Source organism: Citrobacter sp. Cpo090 (genome assembly GCF_030332665.1).
GTDB lineage: Bacteria > Pseudomonadota > Gammaproteobacteria > Enterobacterales > Enterobacteriaceae > Citrobacter > Citrobacter portucalensis.
On sequence record NZ_JAOWHK010000038.1, the window covers coordinates 323,692 to 347,207 of the forward strand.

The 23,516-nt window shown below is 52.2% G+C and carries 23 protein-coding genes; 6 read left to right on the top strand and 17 right to left on the bottom strand.

Annotated elements, in window-relative coordinates; translation table 11 throughout:
- Window positions 1-8 precede the first annotated feature (8 nt).
- From yegS to OGY83_RS23975, 7 genes are all read right to left on the bottom strand, one after another.
- Window positions 9-908: a lipid kinase YegS gene (yegS, locus tag OGY83_RS23945; RefSeq protein WP_191214296.1), complete on the bottom strand. Its 900-nt coding sequence runs from the start codon at window positions 906-908 to the stop codon at window positions 9-11.
- Between the two features lie 132 nt (window positions 909-1,040).
- Complete coding sequence (artJ, locus tag OGY83_RS23950) at window positions 1,041-1,772, bottom strand: arginine ABC transporter substrate-binding protein ArtJ (protein ID WP_003027308.1); 732 nt, start codon at window positions 1,770-1,772, stop codon at window positions 1,041-1,043.
- 226 nt (window positions 1,773-1,998) lie between these two features.
- Window positions 1,999-2,667: an arginine ABC transporter permease ArtM gene (gene artM, locus OGY83_RS23955; RefSeq protein ID WP_003840185.1), complete on the bottom strand. Its 669-nt coding sequence runs from the start codon at window positions 2,665-2,667 to the stop codon at window positions 1,999-2,001.
- The gene (gene artQ, locus OGY83_RS23960) at window positions 2,667-3,383 is read right to left on the bottom strand and encodes an arginine ABC transporter permease ArtQ (RefSeq protein ID WP_003027301.1); all 717 of its coding nucleotides are present in this window, start codon (window positions 3,381-3,383) and stop codon (window positions 2,667-2,669) included. Before artQ ends, artM begins: the two co-directional genes overlap by 1 nt.
- Before the next feature lie 6 nt (window positions 3,384-3,389).
- Window positions 3,390-4,121 carry an arginine ABC transporter substrate-binding protein ArtI gene (artI, locus tag OGY83_RS23965; protein ID WP_003027298.1) on the bottom strand — a complete coding sequence of 244 codons (732 nt, stop codon included), beginning with the start codon at window positions 4,119-4,121 and terminating at the stop codon, window positions 3,390-3,392.
- Between the two features lie 16 nt (window positions 4,122-4,137).
- Window positions 4,138-4,866: an arginine ABC transporter ATP-binding protein ArtP gene (gene artP, locus OGY83_RS23970; RefSeq protein ID WP_123267523.1), complete on the bottom strand. Its 729-nt coding sequence runs from the start codon at window positions 4,864-4,866 to the stop codon at window positions 4,138-4,140.
- A 225-nt stretch (window positions 4,867-5,091) separates the two neighbouring features.
- Window positions 5,092-5,607: a lipoprotein gene (locus OGY83_RS23975; RefSeq protein WP_079937594.1), complete on the bottom strand. Its 516-nt coding sequence runs from the start codon at window positions 5,605-5,607 to the stop codon at window positions 5,092-5,094.
- Between the two features lie 520 nt (window positions 5,608-6,127).
- On the opposite strand from OGY83_RS23975, the gene cspE reads away from it, so the two are divergent.
- The 4 genes from cspE to OGY83_RS23995 all read left to right on the top strand — a co-directional run bounded on the left by cspE (window position 6,128) and on the right by OGY83_RS23995 (window position 7,894).
- Entirely contained in the window at window positions 6,128-6,340 is a 213-nt protein-coding gene (gene cspE, locus OGY83_RS23980; RefSeq protein WP_079937593.1) for a transcription antiterminator/RNA stability regulator CspE, read from the top strand.
- Between the two features lie 10 nt (window positions 6,341-6,350).
- Entirely contained in the window at window positions 6,351-6,539 is a 189-nt protein-coding gene (gene ymcF / locus OGY83_RS23985; protein WP_071692589.1) for a cold shock small protein YmcF, read from the top strand.
- A gap of 204 nt (window positions 6,540-6,743) precedes the next feature.
- Window positions 6,744-7,067, top strand: a complete 324-nt coding sequence (locus tag OGY83_RS23990; RefSeq protein WP_286637159.1) for a heavy metal-binding domain-containing protein — start codon at window positions 6,744-6,746, stop codon at window positions 7,065-7,067.
- Window positions 7,064-7,894, top strand: coding sequence for an N-acetylmuramoyl-L-alanine amidase (locus OGY83_RS23995; protein WP_286637052.1), 831 nt, complete (start codon window positions 7,064-7,066; stop codon window positions 7,892-7,894). Before OGY83_RS23990 ends, OGY83_RS23995 begins: the two co-directional genes overlap by 4 nt.
- Here the strand turns inward: OGY83_RS23995 and OGY83_RS24000 are convergent.
- The 4 genes from OGY83_RS24000 to poxB all read right to left on the bottom strand — a co-directional run bounded on the left by OGY83_RS24000 (window position 7,891) and on the right by poxB (window position 13,318).
- A complete protein-coding gene (locus OGY83_RS24000; RefSeq protein WP_003834312.1) occupies window positions 7,891-8,904 on the bottom strand; it encodes a 3-beta-hydroxysteroid dehydrogenase in 1,014 nt (337 codons plus the stop codon). The two genes, OGY83_RS23995 and OGY83_RS24000, sit on opposite strands and share 4 nt — an antisense overlap.
- A 97-nt stretch (window positions 8,905-9,001) precedes the next feature.
- On the bottom strand, window positions 9,002-10,432 hold the full coding sequence (locus tag OGY83_RS24005; protein ID WP_123267786.1) for an SDR family oxidoreductase: 1,431 nt from the start codon (window positions 10,430-10,432) through the stop codon (window positions 9,002-9,004).
- A 10-nt stretch (window positions 10,433-10,442) separates the two neighbouring features.
- Entirely contained in the window at window positions 10,443-11,444 is a 1,002-nt protein-coding gene (ltaE, locus tag OGY83_RS24010) for a low-specificity L-threonine aldolase (RefSeq protein WP_079937590.1), read from the bottom strand.
- Between the two features lie 155 nt (window positions 11,445-11,599).
- Window positions 11,600-13,318, bottom strand: a complete 1,719-nt coding sequence (gene poxB / locus OGY83_RS24015; RefSeq protein WP_191236154.1) for a ubiquinone-dependent pyruvate dehydrogenase — start codon at window positions 13,316-13,318, stop codon at window positions 11,600-11,602.
- 153 nt (window positions 13,319-13,471) lie between these two features.
- On the opposite strand from poxB, the gene OGY83_RS24020 reads away from it, so the two are divergent.
- Complete coding sequence (locus tag OGY83_RS24020; RefSeq protein ID WP_123267520.1) at window positions 13,472-13,906, top strand: DoxX family protein; 435 nt, start codon at window positions 13,472-13,474, stop codon at window positions 13,904-13,906.
- 71 nt (window positions 13,907-13,977) lie between these two features.
- Here OGY83_RS24020 and OGY83_RS24025 read toward each other — a convergent pair whose 3' ends face one another.
- From OGY83_RS24025 to aqpZ, 5 genes are all read right to left on the bottom strand, one after another.
- Window positions 13,978-15,594: an FAD-NAD(P)-binding protein gene (locus tag OGY83_RS24025; protein ID WP_194210628.1), complete on the bottom strand. Its 1,617-nt coding sequence runs from the start codon at window positions 15,592-15,594 to the stop codon at window positions 13,978-13,980.
- 200 nt (window positions 15,595-15,794) lie between these two features.
- Entirely contained in the window at window positions 15,795-16,763 is a 969-nt protein-coding gene (gene hcr, locus OGY83_RS24030; protein ID WP_123267518.1) for an NADH oxidoreductase, read from the bottom strand.
- A gap of 10 nt (window positions 16,764-16,773) precedes the next feature.
- Window positions 16,774-18,426 carry a hydroxylamine reductase gene (gene hcp, locus OGY83_RS24035; protein ID WP_079937585.1) on the bottom strand — a complete coding sequence of 551 codons (1,653 nt, stop codon included), beginning with the start codon at window positions 18,424-18,426 and terminating at the stop codon, window positions 16,774-16,776.
- 155 nt (window positions 18,427-18,581) lie between these two features.
- Entirely contained in the window at window positions 18,582-19,481 is a 900-nt protein-coding gene (locus tag OGY83_RS24040; RefSeq protein ID WP_016150624.1) for a LysO family transporter, read from the bottom strand.
- 268 nt (window positions 19,482-19,749) lie between these two features.
- Entirely contained in the window at window positions 19,750-20,445 is a 696-nt protein-coding gene (aqpZ, locus tag OGY83_RS24045; RefSeq protein WP_139762579.1) for an aquaporin Z, read from the bottom strand.
- A 371-nt stretch (window positions 20,446-20,816) separates the two neighbouring features.
- On the opposite strand from aqpZ, the gene OGY83_RS24050 reads away from it, so the two are divergent.
- A complete protein-coding gene (locus OGY83_RS24050) occupies window positions 20,817-22,475 on the top strand; it encodes an ATP-dependent endonuclease (protein WP_003834292.1) in 1,659 nt (552 codons plus the stop codon).
- On the opposite strand, the gene OGY83_RS24055 is transcribed toward OGY83_RS24050, so the two are convergent.
- On the bottom strand, window positions 22,472-23,422 hold the full coding sequence (locus OGY83_RS24055; RefSeq protein WP_286637053.1) for a VirK/YbjX family protein: 951 nt from the start codon (window positions 23,420-23,422) through the stop codon (window positions 22,472-22,474). The genes OGY83_RS24050 and OGY83_RS24055 overlap by 4 nt on opposite strands.
- Between the last annotated feature and the right edge of the window lie 94 nt (window positions 23,423-23,516).

Consider the following 23,516-nt stretch of genomic DNA (forward strand, 5'->3'; position numbering starts at 1 on the left):
TCGTCGGGTTAGCGCAACAGTGGACAACCCGGCGGGAGTCTGCAACGTAGCGCAGCGGGCAAGATTTCAATATGAAACTCTTGTCCGCTGAGCGGTTCGCCATCGAGATTAAAGGTAATTTCGTGCGGGGCGCGGATATCAAACCACGACGATGCGCCGTCAATAATATTAGGGTTGTCTTCGGATTGCGTTAATGCCGAAAGCAGCCCTGGCAGTAGTTCCTCGCCGGTAAAAATGCGCAGTTGCAACAGACCGTCGTTGATTAGCGCCGTTGGGCAAAGCTGTTGCCCACCACCAGCCTGGCGACCGTTACCGATACCAATAACCAGCGCCTTACCCTGCCAGTGAAAATCTTCCCCACGAATGTCACAGATGTCGGGCTTGAGCGTATCCATGCGCATTAATCCGTGAATAAAATACGATACACCACCCAACGCGGCCTTGAGTTTTTCCGGCGTTTCGGTGGTGATACGCGTGCCAAATCCGCCGGTCGCCATGTTGATAAAACAGGTTTTATCGTTGACCTGCACCATATCGATCGCCGTCGCATTTGCGGCGATAGCCAGCTTTAACGCCTTATCAAGGTCGTCGGGTATACCAACGCTGGTGGCAAAGTCATTCGCCGTTCCCAACGGTAAAATACCCAGCGCCGGAATATTGCCGCCCTGCGACTGGATAAGCGCCGTCGAAACTTCGTTTATTGTGCCGTCGCCGCCGCCGGCTATTACCGTTTCAACGCCTAACTGACGAGCTTCATCAACGTAGCGTTGGGCATCGCCTTTTTCCCAGGTCACGCGAACATGGATTTCCACGCCTTCATCGCGAAGCTTCGCAATGGCATCACGCAGGGGGAGATTATCAGCACTTTTTCCATTGAGGATCAGTAAACTGGCAGGGAACGCTATCATCCGTTTGCCTCACTTTTTTTTCGTTTTAACAAGTGTATGCCAGGAAAGCATTTATGGCGTAAGAACTGACTGAAAGCGCAGGCGAAGAGATAAAAAAAGCCGCAGAGCGCGGCTTTTCAGATTGAGCAGACGTTACTGCGGGAACCATTGGTCGCTGATTTTCTGGTACGTGCCGTCAGCTTTGATGGCCGCCAGCGCGCTGTTCAGTTTTTCCAGCAGGGCTTTGTTATCCGGGCGAACCGCGATGCCAAGACCAGTACCGAAGTATTGCGGATCGGTAACTTTGTCAGTGGCTACGCCTAACTGTGGGTTGGTTTTCAGCCATTCGTTAACCACAGCAGTATCACCAAATACACCATCAATACGGCCATTTTTCAGGTCGATAATCGCATTCTGATAGCTGTCGTAGGCCACGGTTTTCACCTCAGGATGTTTATCCTGCAGGTATTTCTGATGCGTGGTGCCGTTTTCCATACCAATGCGCTTACCTTTCAGGTCGGCAAAGGTTTTATAGGTATCTTTTTTCGCAATCACCAGCGCGGAGTTGGCATAGTAAGGCTGAGTAAATGCTACCTGCTTGCTACGCTCAGGGGTGATATCCATTCCGGAAATTACCGCATCATATTTCTTGAATTTCAGCGCGGGGATCAGACTGTCGAAAGCGTGATTGGTGAAAGTACATTCTGCCTGCATTTGTTTGCACAGCGCCGTTGCCAGGTCGATGTCAAAACCGACAATTTTATTGCTCGCGTCCAGAGATTCAAATGGCGGATACGTGGCTGATACACCGAAACTAATTTTATCAGCAGCTGAGGCGCCAGCGGCGAAAGTAGCAAGTAATGCGGCCAGTACTAACTTTTTCATGGTGGAACTCCCGTCTGTCAATCTTATGATTATTACCGTGTCTGCGGCATGGAGTAACAATGCCATTTAATGAATTTATATGCAATAAAAATGATTAATTATTTTTTCTTTCATAAAAAAAGACGGACAATTTAGGTTGTTGTCCGTCTTTATGCTTTTTACTTATGCACATTTGCCGGATGGCGGTGTTAGACCTTATCCGACCTACAAAGGCACAAACACCGATTTAATTCCGATGTTCAAACGCCAGCGCTTTACGCTCTATTAAGCGCATCATCAGCGTCAGCAAGCCGTTGACGATCAGGTAAATCACACCCGCGGCACCGAAGACCATAACGTCATAAGTACGACCGTACAGCAGCTGGCTATAGCCCATGACTTCCATCAGCGTGATGGTGTAAGCCAGTGAGGTACTTTTAAATACCAGCACCACTTCGTTGGAATACGAGGAGAGGGCGCGTTTAAAGGCGTACGGCAACAGAATCGCCAGCGTATCCTTTTTGCTCATCCCTAACGCTCCGCAGGACTGCCACTGGCCTTCCGGGATTGCACGGATAGCGCCGTAGAACAGTTGCGTAGTGTAGGCCGCACTGTTTAACGACAGCGCAATTAAGGCGCATAACCAGGGTTCAGAGAGCAGATGCCACAGAACCGGATATTCTTGCAATGCCGGAAACTGTCCTGGTCCGTAGTAGATCAGGAAGATTTGCACCAGCAGCGGTGTACCGGTAAACAGCGTGATATAAGCGCGAACCAGCCACACCAGCACCGGTGTTTTCAGCGTCAGGATGACGGTAAAGATCAGAGCCAGCACCAGAGCAACCACGATGGAGGCGACCGTCAACGTCAGGCTGGTATGCAGCCCTTTCAACAATTCAGGTAAATACTCAAGCATCAGCCTGGTCTCCGCTCAAAACGTGTCGCGCGCAGGTCGATGCGTTTGAGAATGTACTGACTCACCAGCGTAATCACCAGGTAAATAGCAGCCGCCACAATGTACCAGGTAAACGGCTCCTGGGTACGGGTGGCAATACTCTTGGTTTGCAGCATCAGATCGTTCACGCTGATAAGGCTGACCAGCGCGGTATCTTTCAGCAATACCAGCCACTGGTTACCCAGTCCCGGTAAGGCATGACGCCACATCTGCGGCATCACCAGACGAAAGAAGATCGCGGCTTTAGACAAACCCAACGCCTGACCTGATTCCCATTGTCCGAGTGGCACGGCCTTCAGTGCGCCACGCAGCGTTTGCGACGCGTAAGCGGCGTACAGTAATGACAGGGCAATGACACCGCACAGGAACGGGCTGACGTCGAAGTTTTCGATCTGCATCTGAACCGGGATTTGTACAAACCCGAGATTGATCGTAAAGCCATCGGCCAGTGTCAGCAGCAGCTGTGAGGAACCGAAATAGATAAACAGAACCACCAGAATTTCTGGCAGACCGCGCAGGATGGTGACCAGGGCCGAGCCTGCCCATGCCACCGGGCGCCATTTTACTGACTCCCAGACGGCAAAAAACATGGCGAGCGCAAGGCCAATGATCAGCGCACAAACGGCAAGGCCGACGGTCATCCCGGCGGCGCTTGCTAAAGGAAAAAATTCATTCATCAAATATTACTTCTGGAACCATTTGTTGTAGATGGTCTCGTAAGTCCCATCTTTCTTCACTTTTTCCAGCGCAGCGTTAAATTTCTGCTGCAGCTCGGTATTGCCCTGGCGTACCGCGATGCCCAGACCCGTACCGAAGTAATCTTTATCCGTCACTTTGTCACCAACCGCGGCAAGCTTAGGATTGTCTTTCAGCCACTCGGTTACCACAGCGGTATCACCAAAGACGCCGTCAATACGACCATTTTGCAGATCGAGTTTGGCATTCTGGTAACTGTCATACGGCACAGTGGTCACTTCCGGATGTTTATCCATGATGAATTTCTGGTGCGTAGTACCGTTTTGAACGCCAACTTTTTTACCTTTCAGCTGGTCAATGCTGGTGTATTTACCCTGCTGGCCCACAAACAGCGCAGAGTTGTCGTAGTAAGGGGTGGTGAACAGAACCTGTTTTTCACGCTCAGGCGTGATGTCCATACCGGCCATTACCGCGTCAAAACGACGGAATTTCAGGCTTGGGATCAGGCTGTCGAAGGCCTGATTGGTGAAGGTACAGGTAGCGTCAATCTCTTTACACAGCGCGTTTGCCAGATCAACGTCAAAACCTACGATCTTGTTATTCGCATCGATAGATTCAAACGGAGGATAAGACGCTTCGGTGGCGAAACGAATGGTTTGGGCTGCGGTAGCGGAAAGGCTAAAACCTGCGATTAGCGCGGCAATCAGAACTTTTTTCATTGTATTGTCCCGAATCTTAGTGAGAAAGATAGTTTTTAAACGCTTCGGTTTGCGGGTTGGCAAAGCAGCTCGCATCCCCAAACTCGACGATATGACCGTTTTCCATATACACCACACGACTGGCCGTTTTACGTGCAACTTCCACTTCGTGGGTGACGATCACCTGAGTAATATTGGTTTCCGCCAGTTCGCGAATGATGCTGACGATTTGGGCGGTAATTTCCGGGTCAAGCGCGGCGGTCGGTTCATCAAACAACAGCACCTGCGGCTCCATCATCAACGCGCGCGCAATGGCCACACGCTGCTGTTGACCACCGGAAAGATGCAGTGGATAGCGATCGCTGTACGGCTTCAGACGCAGACGCTCCAGCAGTTTCTCGGCGCGCGCCATCGCTTGGTCTTTTGTCAAACCCAATACGCGACAGGGCGCTTCAATCAGGTTCTGCACAACCGTCAGATGCGGCCAAAGATTATATTGTTGAAAGACCATGCCCACGTTCTGACGCAGTTCCCGAATGGCTTTATCGGACGGGGCCTTCGTGAAGTCGAAACGGTTACCCGCAATAGAGAGCGTGCCCGAGCGCGGCATCTCAAGCAGGTTGAGTACGCGCAGCAGCGAGCTTTTCCCGGCTCCACTTGGGCCAAGTAACACCAGTGTTTCACCCTGAGGGCAATCCAGCGTGATATCGAACAGCGCCTGATGTGCGCCGTAGAAGCAGTTAATGCCGTTTAATTGAATACTCATTGACACTCGATACTGGCAGTCTGATAGCTATTGAAGCCGCAGATACTACCGTTGACAGAATAGTTATGCAATATTTATGCGTTAAAAGTTAAATGCAAACCGCATTCTTATCTAAACATAGCACAAAATAGCGGAGCCACCAGCGGGCAAGAATAATTGTCGGCATTCTATGCAGAATGCCAGACAATTTATGGGGGTTATGATTCAGACGGATGAATGGAGCGGTTAGCGGTTTTCGACAGACTGGCGCAGCGTCCCGGCTGGCGCGTGTACGCTGCCGCCCAGATAGCGGACATCGTCAACGACCCAGCACTGGCCTTCACGGATCATCAGCACTTCATCACGCCAGCTTTGGTCACCCTGTTTAAGCTCTACGCGCAGTGGAATGTTGCGTGCATCACTATTCGGAATGGTCGATGCGCTGGCGACGCTGGCACTGTCCGGTAACGTGGCGCGGCTGGAGAACGGATCGCTGTTAAACAGGTCGCGATGCGCGCTATCGCGGCTGGCATCGGTTAGCAGTTTTGCCAGATTGTCGCTGAGGTACGGACGAAGGGCAGTAATGTCATTGTTTCGGTGCTGAATACGGTAATCATAGAATTGTTGAGCCACACTGTCTGGCCCACCTTCTATGCATGAACCACTACGCGTGCCGTTGTCTTTATAGACCGGCGTCACGGTAGTACAGGCGCTGAGAAGTAGTGCACATGGAACCAGCAGAGAGAGTTTCGAATAGCGCATAATGATTTCCTTATAAGCTTCCTACTAATTGTGTTCTACGATGAATAATTCAGTCTCGCTAAAGATTGTATGATCGATTAACACATTGTTTTTGCTAAAGCAAATTCGCGGGCGCCCCACCTGAAGCATGTTGGTGGCGCTCGTTGCCAGCTTCAGCTTTAGTATATCAACCTGCAATGGGGCGTTGGCGGCCATTCATGCTTCTTATACTGTATAGACCATCTGAGCATTTGCATGTTCCATTTGCCGCGCTTTACGCCTGGTTAAGCAAAACTCGTGCCGTGTTGTTGGCTATAAGGGACTCCGGATGGCTAAAATAAGAGTTGCTTAATCTCGGTGCCCGTGCGTTAATGATCCGGTCGGTTTGAATAACAGACGATATACAAAGTAGTTTACTCAAGCAGTTCTCATTTCCAGGTGTAATCCGTTTATCCCCTCTTTGAGTCTCTTCATTAAGCACTACGAAGTTTCTGTCATAAAAACCAAGCTTGCCGAAAGGCTCAAATTAAGGAATAAATATATGTCTACTAAAATGACTGGTTTAGTTAAATGGTTCAATCCTGAAAAAGGTTTTGGCTTCATTACGCCTGCAGATGGCAGCAAAGATGTCTTTGTCCATTTTTCAGCGATTCAAAGTAATGATTTCAAGACGTTGAATGAAAACCAGAAAGTCGAATTTGGTGTGGAGCAGGGGCCTAAAGGTCCATCCGCAATTAATGTTGTGGCGCTTTGAGGTAACTATTATTACTAATCATATTCACTTTCGCTGTCCATGTTGCCATGGTTCCCAATACAGAACATCAACCTTTGATGTTACTGAAGGAAATCCATTCGGGGCAAAATGTATTTTTTGTAAATCAAAAATGATTACATTTGATAACGTAGCAATGTACATTCAGTCCGGCCAGGCGCCATTAGATTTCAGAAAATAATAACTTCAGGCCCCCACACATCAGGGGGCTTTTTTATTTCTGGCGGTATGCCAGTCAAATAAAAATAAAAAACGCGTCACCTGAAACCGCTACACATCAACAAGGATAGCAGTTTTATTTGGCGGGTTTTCCTTTGAGTGTCATAGTGTATTGGTTCGATAATGCTTTTGAGATCGTGCTCTTAGCGCAAAAAGGAGATTAATGATGCAGTTTTCGACAACCCCTACGCTGGAAGGACAGAGCATCGTGGAATACTGCGGTGTTGTTACCGGTGAAGCCATTTTAGGCGCGAACATCTTTCGCGATTTCTTCGCCGGTATTCGCGATATTGTTGGCGGTCGCTCCGGCGCGTATGAAAAAGAGCTGCGTAAAGCGCGTGAAATTGCTTTCAAGGAGCTCGGTGAACAGGCGAAAGCGCTCGGTGCTGATGCGGTAGTCGGTATCGATATCGATTACGAAACCGTGGGCAAAGACGGTAGCATGCTGATGGTGAGCGTCAGCGGTACCGCGGTGAAAACTCGCCGATGAAGCGTCTGTTGTGTCTGTTGGCATTTACGCTGTTGCTGGTGGGATGTGCTGGAGAAAAAGGGATTGTCGACAAAGATGGGTATCAGTTAGATACCCGACGTCAGGCGCAGGCTGCTTACCCGCGCATTAAAGTGCTGGTTATCCATTACACGGCCGATGATTTTGACTCTTCACTGGCAACGCTGACCGATAAAAACGTCAGTTCGCACTATTTGATCCCAGCAGTGCCGCCGCTTTACCACGGTAAACCGCGTATCTGGCAACTGGTGCCGGAAAAAGATCTGGCCTGGCATGCGGGGATTAGCTTCTGGCGCGGCGCTACGCGTATTAACGATACCTCAATTGGCATTGAGCTGGAAAACCGCGGCTGGCAAAAATCAGCGGGCAGCAAGTATTTTGCGCCGTTTGAGCCTGCGCAGATTCAGGCGTTAATCCCATTGGCGAAAGATATTATCGCCCGCTACGACATAAAACCGCAAAACGTGGTGGCTCATGCAGACATTGCGCCGCAGCGTAAGGACGATCCCGGCCCGCTGTTTCCGTGGCAAGCTCTGGCCGCTCAGGGAATTGGCGCATGGCCGGAAGCCCAGCGTGTGGCATTTTATCTCGCCGGACGAGCGCCCCATACGCCAGTAGAAACCGCGTCATTGCTCGATCTGCTGTCACGCTATGGCTATGAGGTGAAACCTGAGATGACGCCGCGTGAACAGCAGCGGGTGATTATGGCGTTCCAGATGCACTTCCGCCCGACGTTGTGGAACGGCGTGGCGGACGCGGAAACGCAGGCGATTGCCGAAGCGTTACTGGAGAAATACGGGCAGGGTTAACGCGGCAGCTTACCGTGGTCACGCAGCCAGGCCGCGGTACGCTCAATCCCTTCATCCAGCGTCACAACGGGCTGATAACCTAACTCTTCCTGGGCGCGGCTGGTATCCAGCGTAAAGTCAAAATTCAGCTTCGAAACGCCGTAATGTGTAAGCTTTGGCTCTTTCGCCGATTTATTGCCTAAACGCTCCATGCTGCGGGCAATCATGTCCAGCATCGGATAGGGCACGGAGCGGATACGGCAATCAATATTCAGTTCGTCGATAAGCTTCTGCACAATACTGCGCAGGGTGCGATGTTCACCGTTGGTGATGTTGTACGCGCGACCCGACGGCAGCTTATCGCAGGCTTCCTGACTCGCCAGCCACATCGCGTGAACCGCGTTCTCGTAATAGGTCATATCCACCAGCGCACTCCCGCCGTGCGGCAACAGGATACTGCCGTAGTGGTACATCATATGGGCCAGGCGGGGAATAAAGACTTTATCGTGAGGTCCGAACAAGCTTTGCGGGCGTAAGACAGTAAAGCGAGTCTGCGGGTTGGCCTGGGCGAGCAGCGCAATCACCTCTTCACCAGCCGCTTTGCTGCGGGCGAATTCATTGGCGAAGCGATGGGGACGGAAGTCTTCTTTGATATCGCGATGATGGTGATAATCAAAATACAGCGACGGAGAGGAGATATGAATAAAGTTACGTACGCCCCAGGCTACGGCCCACTCACCCAGACGGCGGGTAGCACGAACGTTGGCCAGATCAAAAGCTTCCTGAGTTCCCCATGGAGAGGTGAAACTGGAGCAGTGCCACAGTGTGTCAATGCCGGCAAGCATCACTTTTGCCTGCGAAGAAACCAGCTCGGTCAAATCCGCATGCACAAATTCTGCGCCCATTTTTTCCAGCAGCTTGCCCATCGCTTCGTTGCGACCGGTGGCTCTGACGCTGACGCCTTTGCTGCATAAAAACTCAACCGCGTTTCGGCCCAAGCCGCTGGTGGCTCCGGTAACCAGTACCTTCATATCAATCCACTGTGTTTAAAAAACGTCGTGCGCATTCTTCCGTGAAATACGCCTGTATGCAATGGGAAACATGAAAGAATACAGGCTCTTTTTATCATTAGTCTGTGATTTGTTCTGCAAGTTTGGCTATACGCTTCGCCATCCCCCTGAAAATGAACAGGTGGGCGGGGATCATCAACAGCCAGTAGAAGAGGCCAGGCATACCGTGCGGATGCCACCATGCGCGTACATCAATGCGTCGGCGATCGCCTTTATCTTCCAGTGTGAAGCTCAGGCGACCCAGCCCCGGCGCTTTCATCCCAAACAGCAGCGTCAGCTGTTTTTCCGGCTCAACGATGATGACTTTCCAGCTATCAACGGTGTCGCCAACTTGCAATAGTGGGTGTTCGGGGCGACCTTTTGCCAGCTTATGGCCGACCAGCAGGTCCAACGCCGCGCGCGTCTTCCATAGAATATTGCCAAAGAAATAGCCTTCTTTGCCGCCGAGTCGATTCACAACCTGCCACAGAGCCTTTTTGCTGGCGGAGGTTTCAACGCTAAAGCCAGCTTGTTTGGCGAAATAGCCATATTCTGGACGCCAGCGGGCAAACGCCTGTGCGTCGTAACCCCAGTCGCTGGAGTTGACCAGCTTCTCTTCTTCCTTCAACGTGCTGCGTACCGCGTCATCAAAGGCAATCAGCTTTTGCGGGATCAGCGCACGTAATTCGGTGTCATCGGCCAGCAGATCGTGTTTTAAGCCCTGGATCAGCGCTTTGGCCGTGGTTGGCGGCACTGACGTAATGACGTTTAAAAACCAGACCGAAATCCAGCGGGTAGGAAAGGGGATGGGGATGAGCAGGCGATGTTTGCCGCTGACCGCCATAAAATGCTCGAACTGTTCCTGATAGCTCAACACCTGCGGCCCGGCGGCTTCGAGGACGCGGTGATGTTGTGTGGGATTTTCCAACAATGCCACCAGGTAGTACATTAAATTCTCCAGCGCGATAGGCGTGGTACGCGAGCGCACCCAGCGTGGAGGGGTGAGAACTGGCAGGTTGTAAACCATGTCACGCATCACTTCAAAGGCGGCGGAACCTGCCCCTACGATAATGCCTGCACGCAGTTCGGTCACCGGTACGTCTGACTCGCGCAAAGTGTCTGCGGTTATCTGTCGCGCACGCAGATGATCGGACTGTTCATGCCGGGGAGCCTGCAACGAGCTCAGGAAAATAAGCTGTTTAACTGGCGTATTACGCAGCGCATCGCGCACGTTCATCGCCACCTGTCGCTCGTGGGCGATAAAGTCACCGCCTTCGCCCATACCATGAACCAGATAATAAACCGTATCAACACCCGTCAGCAGCGGGGTGAGGTTATCTGGCCAATTCAAATCGACCTTATGGCAACTGACATTGGCCAGTTGCTGCTTTTCCAGCCGTTCAATGCGACGTGCCGCAGCCAGCACCTGATGCCCTTGCTGACTGAGCGCCTGTACCAAATGCTGACCAATGTAGCCACTGGCGCCAAGAACCAAAATCCGTTGCGGCACGCCCATCTCCTTATTGGGTTAAAAAAGCGCGCCAGTGGGCGACGACTTCAGCAAGTTGTTCACGTGATACGTCCAGGTGCATCACCAGGCGCACAATTGGGGAGGCGTTAATCAGCACGCCTTGCGCTTTCATATATTCGCCCAGCGCGGCAGCGTGCTCTTCACCAACGCGAACAAACAGCATGTTGGTGTCATGGCGCATGACGTCCGCCCCCGCTTCGCGCAGCTGCTCCGCCATCCAGGCGGCGTTGTCGTGATCTTCCTGCAAACGTGCCACGTTATTTTTCAGCGCATACAGTCCGGCTGCTGCCAGAATACCGGCCTGGCGCATTCCGCCACCGGTCATTTTACGCCAGCGAATGGCGCGCTTGATGTACTCGTGGCTGCCGACCAGCAGCGAACCTACCGGTGTTCCCAGACCTTTGGAGAGGCAAATGGTGAACGAGTCGCAATATTGCGTGACATCTTTAAGTTCACAGCCGTAGGCGACGATGGCGTTAAAAATACGCGCGCCGTCGACGTGCAGGGCAAGGTTGCGCTCACGGGTGAATTCCCAGGCGTCTTTCAGATACTCGCGCGGCAGCACTTTGCCGTTGTGGGTATTTTCCAGGCTGAGCAAGCGGGTGCGGGCAAAGTGGATATCGTCCGCTTTGATTTTCGCGGCTACTTTGTCCAGCGGCAGGGAGCCATCCGGTGCGGCATCGATAGGCTGCGGTTGAATGCTACCGAGCACCGCTGCGCCACCTGCTTCGTAGAGATAGTTATGCGCGCCCTGACCGGCAATGTACTCTTCGCCACGCTGACAATGGCTGAGCAGCGCCACCAGGTTTGCCTGAGTGCCGGTGGGTAGGAAAATAGCGGCTTCTTTACCAGAAAGCTCTGCGGCGTATTGCTGGAGGGCGTTAACGGTAGGGTCGTCTCCATACACGTCATCCCCGACCGGGGCTGCCATCATCTCTTCCAGCATGGCGCGACTCGGGCGGGTAACGGTATCACTGCGTAAATCAATCATGGTGTCTCCTTATTACACTTCATCCTTCAAGCTGCCTCGGCGTTGGTCGCACCCTTAAACCCCAGTAACATAGTATACCTATGCTCCTGGGGATTTTCGGGCTAGCCGCCTTGATGCATCATGAATGATTTTGTGTGTGATTTAATAAGGATGTTTTACCTGAGCCAGTTCGTTTTCGCCAGTTCGATCACTTCATCACCGCGCCCACTAATGATTGCGCGCAGCATATACAGGCTAAAACCTTTGGCTTGTTCGAGTTTGATCTGCGGCGGGATCGCCAGCTCTTCTTTTGCGACGACCACATCGACCAGCACCGGGCCGTCAATCGACATCGCCCTTTGCAGCGCTTCATCAACCTCTGAGGATTTTTCCACGCGAATGCCTGTAATGCCGCAGGCTTCGGCAATCCGCGCGAAGTTGGTGTCGTGCAGTTCGGTGCCGTCGGTCAGATAACCGCCCGCTTTCATCTCCATTGCGACAAATCCCAGCACGCTGTTGTTGAAGACAATAATCTTCACCGGCAGCTTCATCTGGACAACCGACAAAAAGTCGCCCATCAGCATGCTAAAGCCGCCGTCACCGCACATTGCCACAACCTGGCGTCCTGGTTCGGTCGCTTGTGCGCCGAGTGCTTGCGGCATGGCATTCGCCATCGACCCGTGGTTAAACGATCCGAGCAGGCGACGTTTACCGTTCATTTTCAGATAGCGTGCTGCCCACACCGTTGGCGTGCCAACGTCGCAGGTAAAGATGGCATCGTCAGCGGCAAAGTGGCTGATCTGTTGCGCCAGATATTGCGGGTGAATGGCTTTATCGCTGGGGTTGGCTAAATCATCCAGCCCTTTACGCGCCTCGCGATAGTGCTCCAGCGCTTTGTCCAGGAACTGCCGCTCGGTTTTCTCTTCCACCAAAGGCAGTAGGGCACGGAGAGTGGATTTAATATCGCCTACCAGCGCCATATCAACTTTACTGTGCGCGCCAATACTCGCCGGATTGATATCAATCTGAATAATTTTGGCGTCGGTGGGGTAGAACGGGCGATAGGGGAACTGGGTACCGAGCAGGATCAGCGTGTCGGCATTCATCATGGTATGGAAACCGGATGAAAAGCCAATCAGCCCGGTCATACCCACGTCATAGGGGTTATCGTACTCAACATGCTCTTTACCACGCAGGGCGTGGACAATCGGCGCTTTGATTTTAGCCGCAAACTCAACCAGTTCTTTATGTGCACCGGCGCAGCCGCTGCCGCACATCAGGGCGATATTGCTGGAGTAGCGCAGCAGTTGCGCCAGCTTTCTCAGTTCTTCTTCTTGTGGAGTCACCACCGGGAGCGGCGCATGATACCAGTGCGTAGTGGCGCTTTCAGGCGCGGGTTTTAGCGCCACGTCACCGGGTAAAACCACCACGGAGACGCCACGGTTGAGCACCGCCTTACGCATGGCAATTGCCAGCACCTGTGGGATCTGTTCTGGGCTGGAAACCAGCTCGCAATAGTGGCTACATTCGCGGAACAACTCTTGCGGGTGGGTCTCCTGAAAATAACCGCTGCCTATTTCACTGGAGGGAATATGCGCGGCGATTGCCAGGACCGGAACGTGGTTACGGTGACAATCAAACAGCCCGTTGATCAGGTGCAGGTTGCCTGGCCCGCACGAGCCTGCACAGACGGCCAGTTCGCCCGTCAACTGCGCTTCAGCGCCCGCGGCGAAGGCTGCAACCTCTTCATGACGAGTTGGCATCCAGTCAATTGTTCCCATACGATTCAGACTGTCACTCAGACCATTGAGTGAGTCACCCGTTACACCCCAAATGCGTTTTACGCCAGCCTGTTCGAGTGTTTTAGCAATAAAAGCGGCAACCGTTTGTTTCATGGTTTTCCTTCTCCTCTAATGTGATACCGGTTACAAGTTTAGATGAAGATAATAGTTATGCTTCTCATTTCCCCCTTATTTCCGGCAGGTTTCATTTAACCTGTATTAAGCGTAGTTTGTTATTGGACATGGTGAAACAAGGAATAAATTCAAATGGTTATAAAACTATTAAATTCAGTTAACCGAGTACTGACGCACGAAGATTTTGGCAAGTTTTTGTTACGCCTTGCCGTCGGTGGGCTGATGCTGTTTCATGGGCTGCATAAATTATTTGCTGGTATTGATGGCATCAGCGGCATGTTGATAGCGAAAGGTTTCCCAGGCTTTATTGCCTACGGCGTTCTGCTGGGAGAGGTTGTGGCACCGTGCCTGATTATTCTTGGCATCCTGACGCGTCCAGCGGCGTTGGGGCTGGCGTTTACGATGGTTGTGGCATGGCTGATGGTCGGGATGGGCGAAACCTGGTCACTGGATAAAACGGGCGCATGGGCGATTGAAAGTCTGGTGTATTTCTTCATCGGCGCGCTGGCCGTGGCGTTTTTGGGGGCGGGCCGATTCTCCGTTGCCGGAAATTCAGCCTGGCGATAGTTTGCCATCCGAGAGTCACTACAGAGGCGGGAACGCGTAGCATTTCTCCGCCTCGTCATTCAATCTGGCTGCTAATCCATGTCGTCACTGTTCCATAGTTTGTGCCGACGTCTCTGCGCTTGTTGCGTCAATGCCTTTGCCATCGCGGCGCCGATTTCTGCGCTGACCACCAGTCCCTGAATAAACGGACGATCGTGCATTAACCACGGTAGCCCGCCAAAAGCGATGCGATTGCGGGCATTCTCTGGGGCTTGCAGGGTGTAATCTTCGCCAATATCCGGGATCTCATCGCCACAGGCCAGCAGCTGATCGCGTAGCGTCGGGAACGGGATATCTTTGCTCTGCAATGCTCGTTGTCCGCGGGCGTCAATAAACACATCAAATTCTATGCGCTGACCGTGGTGGTAAATTACCGTCATTTCCTGCTCATTCGTACGCTCATAATCCGCGCCGAGTGCGAGGATCTCAATCAGCCCGGCGTCGTGCAGCGCCAGCAGTCGGCGGACAGACTCAGACGGGATTGCCGCATAGTTATCAATAAATACCCGCTTCAGTCCGCGCCTGAAACGTTTTTCGTCGCAGGTATCAAGGTGAGGGACTATCTCCTCGATAACCTCGTGCAGGCGCAGCAAGGTATAGCGCCAGACGACGGTATGCTGTTCCTGCTTGTTGCGTTCCACCTCCACCAGATTACGCCTTGCCCAGTCAAAAGGATCGTGCTTGAGCCTGTCGGTAAAATAGACCTCGGGGAACGTGTCGGCGTTAAGCGTCGCAAGCGCTATCTGTTGGCACCAGCCTGGCGCCGCATTTTGCAGTTGTTGCGCAATAAGCTGAAAGATGCGGTCAAGTAATCCGTTTTGGCCCTGGGCAATGGCATCTTCAATTGCTTCTGGCGTCGCGATATTCAGCGATTCATACGGAAGGGGGCAGTAAAAATCCGCTTCAGGCAGTACCCCACTGCGCGACATCAGAGTCAGCTTCAGATTTCCAATGTCGGATTTAGGTGTGAATTGTAGTGAATGGTCGGTATTGGTAGTGAAGGTACCATGCTGACTGGCCACAGCCATCGCGGCGTCGATAGCGCTTAGCGAGGTGCCCAGAATCCCTACCCGGCAAGCACCAATCTGCGCGTCCATCAGACCGGTCCACGGACTGGGGAAAAACTTGCGTGCCTGAGCATCCGTTTCGGGCCACAGATGTCCGGTGGCGATAGCGGCGAAATCCACCTCAACGGGCTGTGACGCGTGGTTGATCCACAAAGAAACCCCATTCGGGTCTGCTCGCAGGTCGGTGACTTCGCTCGATTCATGTACGCGAATCGTGAAACCGGCTTTTTGCGCTTTATCGACAATGGCTAAGAAACGATCGCGATAATAGTCGCCGAGGATCACGCGGGGCAAAAATTGCCGCTCATGCAAAGAGGTGCGTTCAATCTGAAACCGGGCAAGATAGTCATGGCTTTGATTTTGTAGCCACGTCAGATAGCTAATATAAATCGGCGGGATCTCAATGCTGGCTATATTTGCCAGCATGTGGTCTGCGTTGTTATCGCTGTTATAAGGCATGCCAACGCCCGCCTCTTCAGCTTGCTCATAAAGCTCTATTTCCAGCGGTTCACCGCGCTCAACCAGAGCATGAAACGTATAAATCCCGGTGGGACCGACGCCGACAATGGCCACTTTTTTCATGGGGATCCTTGTAGAAAGTTCGACGTGGTAGTCGGGAATTATGCTTAATCTGCGCAGGATAAGTGTGGCCGATAATTTGCGGGGGAAGAGGGTATTTTGCCGGGGAGAGTGAAAACATCAGAATTTTGCAGCGCCTGAGAGCATAAAAAAAGGCCACCCGGTACAGCCAGGCAGCCTTTTGCACATCAGATACCGGCCAATTACGCCAGCACTAAATCACCCTGCGGATGACAGGAACAGGCCAGCACATAACCTTCAGCGATTTCTGCGTCGGTCAGCGTCATGGTGCTGCTGACCGTATAGTTACCGTCAACCACTTTGGTTTTGCAGCAGCCGCAAACGCCTGCACGGCATGCGGCGACAACCGGAACCTTGTTGCTTTCCAGCGCTTCCAGCAGCGTACTGCCCACCGGCGCGTAAAACTCTTTCGCTGGCTGTAGCTTGGTAAACTTCAGACCACTGGTGGCGGCTTCGGCAACAGGTGTGAAGAACTGCTCTTTAAAGAAGCGCGTCACGCCCAGCGCTTTGACCTCTTTCTCGACCAGCTCCATATACGGTGCCGGGCCACAGGTCATCACGGTACGCGAGGTCAGATTCGGTACGCTTTGCAGCAGTTCGGTAGTCAGTCGGCCGGAAACAAAACCTTCGGTGGCATTGTTTTCAGCGACTAATGTCACCGGATATTCACGCCACTCGTCGGCAAAAATGACATCTTGCGGCGAGCGAACGTTAAAGATTACCTGTACATCCGCTTGCGGGCGGTACTTTGCCAACCAGCGACGCATTGACATGATTGGCGTAACGCCACAGCCTGCGGCCAGCATCAGGAACTTGTCTTCCGCTTTATCTTCACAGGTGAACTCACCCATTGCATCAGACAGCCAGATATAGTCGCCGCGCTTCACGTCGCGGGTTAGCCACTGTGAACCTGCGCCATCGTCAATCCGGCGGATGGTCAACGTAATGTACTCGCTAACGCCCGGCGTTGAAGAAATGGTGTAAGCACGCAGCGTATCCGCTGAATTACGTACGCTGACCAGTGCATACTGCCCGGCGCGGTAAGGATAATAATCGTGGCACAGCAACGAAATTGTCCATACATCCGGCGTTTCCTGATGGATGTGGTGAACCTGCATCCGCCATGGGCACTGATGAGTTGGCATTGTCATTCTTTACTCCTTACGCGCTCAGCAGTTGCTTCATGTCTTCTTCAACGGTGGTCACGGAACGCAGACCAAATTTCTCGTTGAGAACTGCCAGCAGATCCGGTGTGAAGAAACCAGGCGCAGTCGGGCCAGTGACGATGTTTTTCACGCCCAGAGACAGCAGGGTCAGCAGAATAACAATCGCTTTCTGTTCGAACCAGGAGAGTACCAGAGACAGCGGCAGATCGTTCACGCCACAGCCCAGTTTCTCAGCCAGGGTTACCGCCAGGATGATGGCAGAGTAAGCATCGTTACACTGACCGGCATCCACCAGACGCGGCAGACCTTCGATATCGCCGAACTCCAGTTTGTTGAAACGGTATTTACCGCAAGCAAGGGTCAGGATCAGGCAGTCATCCGGCACGCTGGTGGCGAAGTCAGTGAAGTAGTTACGTTCACCACGTGCGCCATCACAACCGCCAACCAGGAAGATGTGACGCAGTTTTTCGCGGCTCACCAGGTCGATCAGGGTATCAGCAGCGCCCAGCAGGGTCTGACGGCCGAAACCTACGGTGATCAGGTGCGGAATTTCACTGTACGGGAAGCCAGCCATCTGCTGTGCCTGAGCGATAACCGGACCGAAGTTGTCGCCTTCGAGGTGGCTCACACCCGGCCAACCGACGATGCTACGGGTCCAGATACGGTCGTCGTACGCGCCAACGGTCGGGTCGATGATGCAGTTAGAGGTCATCACGATTGGGCCAGGGAAGCGAGCGAATTCAACCTGCTGGTTTTGCCAGCCGCTGCCGTAGTTACCGATCAGGTGTTTGAACTTACGCAGTTCCGGGTAGCCGTGTGCCGGCAGCATTTCACCGTGGGTATAGACGTTAACACCGGTACCTTCGGTCTGCTCCAGCAGGTTGTACAGATCTTTCAGGTCGTGACCGGAGATCAGGATGCACTTACCTTCGGTCGCTTTTACGTTGACCTGAGTCGGGGTCGGGTGACCGTATTTGGTGGTTTCACCGGCATCCAGAATGCTCATCACTTTGAAGTTCATCTGGCCGATTTCCATTGAACACTCCAGCAGAGCGTTCATATCGGAAGGCCAGGTACCCAGCCACGCCATGATTTTGTGGTACTGAGCATAGATATCGTTGTCGTACTGACCAAGAACGTGCGCGTGCTCCATGTAAGCTGCCGCACCTTTCAGGCCGTACAGACACAGCAGACGCAGGCCGAGAATGTTCTCGCCGATGGTTGCTTTGTCTTTGTTCGGGGTAAATTCAGCGGCCTGACGTTGCAGGTCGCCCAGATCGTCGCTGACCAGTTGCAGATCGGCCATTGGGTTGGCGACCGCCGCATTCGCGTCGATGTTCAGGCATTGCGCTTTCAGGGCGTCGCGCATGGCGATAGCTTCACGGGCATAGCCAACAATACGCGGGGAATCGAAGTTAACGTTAGTCAGCGTGGAGAAGAACGCACGCGGCGCAAAGTTATCAACCTCATGGTCGATGATGCCGTATTCACGTGCTTTAACAGCCCATGCAGACAGACCTTGTAGGGAAGCAATTAGCAGATCCTGCAAATCGGAGGTTTCAGCCGTTTTACCGCACATACCCTGCGCGTAAGAGCAGCCGTTTCCTGCCGGAGTACGGATGGTTTGTTCACATTGCACACAAAACATGGTCACACCTTTTAAAGTTATATTTAATATACATGTTTAAGGTTATGCCTGTGCGCGAAGGGATAAAAGGGATTTCTGCTACTACTTGCAGGGAGATTGATTTAGCGCAATTTTGGCGGTAGCTGACTACCGCCAGAGAGGTATTTGTCCCGGCGTCAGGCGGAGAAAAACGCCATCAGCAGAGGCACTAACAGACTCAGAATAAAGCCGTGGACGATGGCTGCCGGGACCATTTCCAGACCGCCGCTGCGTTGTAAAACGGGCAGGGTGAAATCCATTGATGTCGCGCCGCATAATCCCAGCGCGGTAGAGCGGCTGCGGCCCACCATTCCTGGAATCAACATAATGGCGATCAGCTCACGGGCCAGGTCGTTAAAGAAGGCGGCACTACCAATCACCGGTCCGAACGATTCGGTCAACAGAATACCGGACAGGGAATACCAGCCAAAACCCGATGCCATCGCCAGCGCGGTTTTCAGCGGCAGACCGAGGATCAACGCGTTTATAACCCCCGCCAGCATCGAACTGGCGACGACGACGACGGCCACGATCATCCCCCGACGGTTCAGCACAATTTGCTTTAAGGTCATACCGCTGTTGCGCAGTTGAATCCCCACCAGGAAAAGTAAAAAGATTAACGTATATTCGCTGGCTTCGGTGGCATGCTGCAGAATGGGAAGCCCAGTGAGGCCGAGCAGGAAACCGATGACGACGACGCCACAAAGCTGAAGCGACTCAAGCGCCATTGCAATTCGCGAGGGGAGCTTTTCTTGCTTGTGGTTGTGTCTCCAGGGCAGCGAACGCTCCAGCCAGAACAGCGCCGCAATGTTACACAGTATAATGACCGTCACGCTGACCGCAGAATAATGAAGAATGGCTAGCAGGTTACTGGCGAGATTATCCAGAAACGCCAGGCTAATACCCATAAAAAAGAGAATAAGGTAGACGATCCAGCTTAACAGGCGATTGATAAGTTGTAATGCAGTCCTGTGCCGGAGCGGAATAAGGTAGCCCACAATAAGGGGAACCAGAATGATTAACAGCCCTGAAAACATGAAAACCAGATCCTTGCTGAGAAGTAAGACGAAATGCGTCACTATAACCTAAATAATTCAAGTTGCAGGAAGGCGGCAAGGGAGTAAATCCCCGGGAGCGTACATAAGTACGTGACTGGGGGGAGCGAGCGCAGTCAACACATCTGCAACTTGAAGTATGACGGGTATACACACTACTCAATGCAAAGAGGGGAGTAAAGTTGCAAATAAAAGGAAATATAGTGTGGAGAAAAAAGACCTGACAATAGTCAGGTCTTTTTGTTAGCGATTAATCGCGTTTTTCCAGCAGAGTGCGGTAAATAAGACCGCCGAGTACCCCACCGATAATCGGCATAACCCAGAAGAACCACAATTGCTGTAACGCCCAGCCGCCCTGGAAGATGGCGACTGCGGTACTACGTGCCGGGTTTACGGAGGTGTTGGTGACTGGAATACTGATCAAGTGAATCAGAGTTAACGCCAGACCAATTGCGATAGGTGCAAAACCTGCCGGAGCATGTTTATCGGTCGCGCCGTGGATCACTAATAAGAAGCCTGCGGTTAGAATGATTTCAATGACGACGGCAGAAAGCATGGAATAACCACCAGGTGAATGTTCACCAAAGCCGTTCGAAGCAAAACCACTGGCCGCTGCATCAAAACCTGCTTTACCGCTGGCAATAAGATACAGTGCCGCTGCTGCAACAATACCGCCCACAACCTGAGCAATAACGTAACCAATAACGTCTTTTGCCGGGAAGCGACCGCCAGCCCATAAACCGAAGGTTACCGCCGGGTTAAAGTGTCCACCGGAAATATGACCTACGGCGAATGCCATGGTCAGTACCGTCAGACCAAACGCCAGGGCTACACCGGCAAATCCAATACCCAACTCCGGGAATGCTGCGGCCAGTATTGCGCTACCGCACCCGCCAAAGACGAGCCAAAACGTACCGAAGAATTCGGCTGCTAATTTCCTGAACATAACCACCTCAATTAAAAGTTCCGGGTTCGAGTTCCTTGCCCGGTAATTCATCGCTAAAAAGGGACGATGATGAAAGAGCGGGTATTTTAGAAAAAAACATCATCCCTTCGCCAGTTAAATTGATGAAAAAATTTGATTTAAGGCAATATGTCGTTATTCCTTTATGAATATTGGATGAATGAAGCATAGTTCAATTAGGAAAAGGTGATGATTGAGTTCTGAAATAATATTCCGGGGAAAACATAAGAAGAATATTCTTATATTTTTCAATTTCTGCGACTAACCTCCTGATCATACCGGGTGTCCTGAGCGCCGCTTGCCGTTATACTCCTGATAACTTGAAGGAAAAAGTTAGCATTTCCGGAGGCTATATGATTCTCGAACGCGTTGAGATTGTTGGATTTCGTGGTATTAACCGTCTGTCGTTGATGCTGGAGCAGAGCAACGTGCTGATTGGGGAGAACGCGTGGGGTAAATCCAGCCTGCTGGATGCCTTAACCCTGCTGCTGTCGCCGGAGTCAGACTTGTACCATTTTGTCCGCGAGGATTTCTGGTTCCCGCCGGGTGATATACAGGGCCGGGAACACCACCTGCACATTATCCTTACGTTTCGTGAATCCCAGCCGGGTCGTCACCGGGTACGTCGCTATCGCCCTCTGGAAGCCAGCTGGACGCCGTGCCAGGATGGCTATCACCGCATTTTTTATCGTCTGGAAGGCGAGTGTGCGGATGACGGTAGCGTTCTGACCTTACGCAGTTTTCTTGACGGCGATGGCCATCCATTACCTCTCGATGACATTAACGATCAGGCGCGGCATCTTGTGCGCCTGATGCCGGTACTGCGTCTGCGTGACGCGCGATTTATGCGACGGATCCGCAACGGTACGGTGCCAGATTCGGCAGATGTCGAAGTCACCGCCCGCCAACTGGATTTTCTGGCGCGTGAGCTGGCTACCCGGCCGCAAAACCTGACCGACGGGCAGATCCGCCAGGGGTTATCGGCCATGGTCCAGTTGTTGGAGCACTATTTTTCCGAGCAAGGGGCTGGCCAGTCCCGCTACCGTCTGATGCGTCGTCGCTCCAATAACGAACAACGGAGCTGGCGCTATCTGGACATTATTAACCGCATGATTGATAAACCCGGCGGACGTACGCACCGGGTTATTCTGTTGGGCCTGTTTTCGACCTTGTTGCAGGCCAAAGGCACGCTAAGGTTGGATAAAGACGCCCGACCTTTATTGCTGGTGGAAGATCCGGAAACGCGTTTACATCCCATCATGCTGTCGGTGGCCTGGCACTTGTTGAATTTACTGCCTCTGCAGCGAGTGGCGACCACCAATTCCGGTGAGCTTCTGTCCCTTACGCCTGTTGAACATGTTGTTCGTCTGGTACGTGAATCATCCCGCGTCGCTGCCTGGCGGCTGGGGCCGGGTGGGATCAGTGCAGAAGACGGTCGGCGAATCGCATTTCATATTCGTTTTAATCGTGCATCGTCATTGTTTGCCCGCTGCTGGCTGCTGGTGGAAGGTGAAACGGAAACCTGGGTTATTAACGAACTGGCCCGCCAGTGCGGGCACCACTTTGATGCAGAAGGGATTAAGGTAATTGAATTCGCCCAGTCCGGACTTAAGCCGCTGGTTAAATTCGCCCGCCGGATGGGGATAGAGTGGCATGTGCTGGTCGATGGCGATGAAGCCGGGAAAAAGTATGCGGCTACGGTACGTAGCTTATTGAATGACGACAGAGAGGAAGAACGTGAGCATTTGACCATGCTCCCTGCACTGGATATGGAACACTTTATGTATCGCCAGGGGTTTGCTGACGTCTTTCACCGGGTGGCGCAAATCCCGGAGAATGTGCCCATGAATATGCGCAAAATTATCTCCAAGGCGATACATCGTTCGTCAAAACCGGATTTAGCCATTGAGGTAGCGATGGAAGCCGGGCGGCGCGGCGTTGATGCAGTGCCAACGCTGCTGCGAAAAATGTTTTCCCGCGTGCTGTGGCTGGCACGCGGCAGAGCGGATTAGTGGCGAAACATCAACGACAGCTGCGAATGGATGCTGTCCAGTAGCTGATAGCGGCGGCGGTATTCTGCGCGTTTTTTGCTGGCAATATCCGCCTCGCTTTTTCGCGCCAGCGTGCGCGGAATATGATAGTACCCGTGGCTGTCGCATTCGCCGCCAACCGACTCCCAAAAGGTGTTGTAGTCGGAAAGGATTACCTTGTTTTTATCGTCGTAGCGCGGGCTGCGAAAAATATGCTGTTCATTACTTACAGCCAGAATTTGTTCGATATTTAATTGTTCCGCAAAACAGCAAATGGCTTCCATCACAATACGTTTTGGGAAAATCCCATGGCATGATTTGGTCGCTTTTTGAATTTCTTCATGTGGCAGTAATCGGCTGCCTCCCTGTAACCCGCCAATAAACAGCGTACTGCTCCCTTCATAATTGCACAGTGTAAACGTCATTTCCGCTAAAGTCTCGCCAGCGCAATTGCGTACCAGAATGGTGCTTTCACCTTCTTTATCCAGTATGATGAATGAAGTCATTATTACGCTAAATACTTCGCTATTTTTTCCCTCAATTTGTGCAAGTTGTAATCCATCTTCACTTAAATAATCCTTAAATTCAGTGGCTGAAAAAAAGCTGCGGATAGCATTGTAATGATAACGCACTGCATCCAGTTTCGTTTTGTGGTCAAGGTTTTTCGCGAGATAGGCGCGATGCAAACGAACCGGCAATCGCGGCTGGCGTGCAAGTATGCTATCCAGGTCAGGCCATTGCGCCAACTCGGTCATCCATTCACGCGTTAATCGCGGTATAAGCGCTGAGCGCAACAAAAACTTACGACGAAAGCTACGCTGATGCCAAAATTGCCCGGGGCGCCAATGTCCGGTCATCAGGCTACAAAAGAGGCTAAAACTTGTGACTGGTTTTGAAGAATGAAAAGTGCTTTCAGTTAGCTGGCTCATAATATAAATCCGATTGATACTCTTGTACTAATTTCAGCACAGCGGATCTTAACCATTCATCAATAACTCTGTTATTCTTGCGCTTTTCAACAGT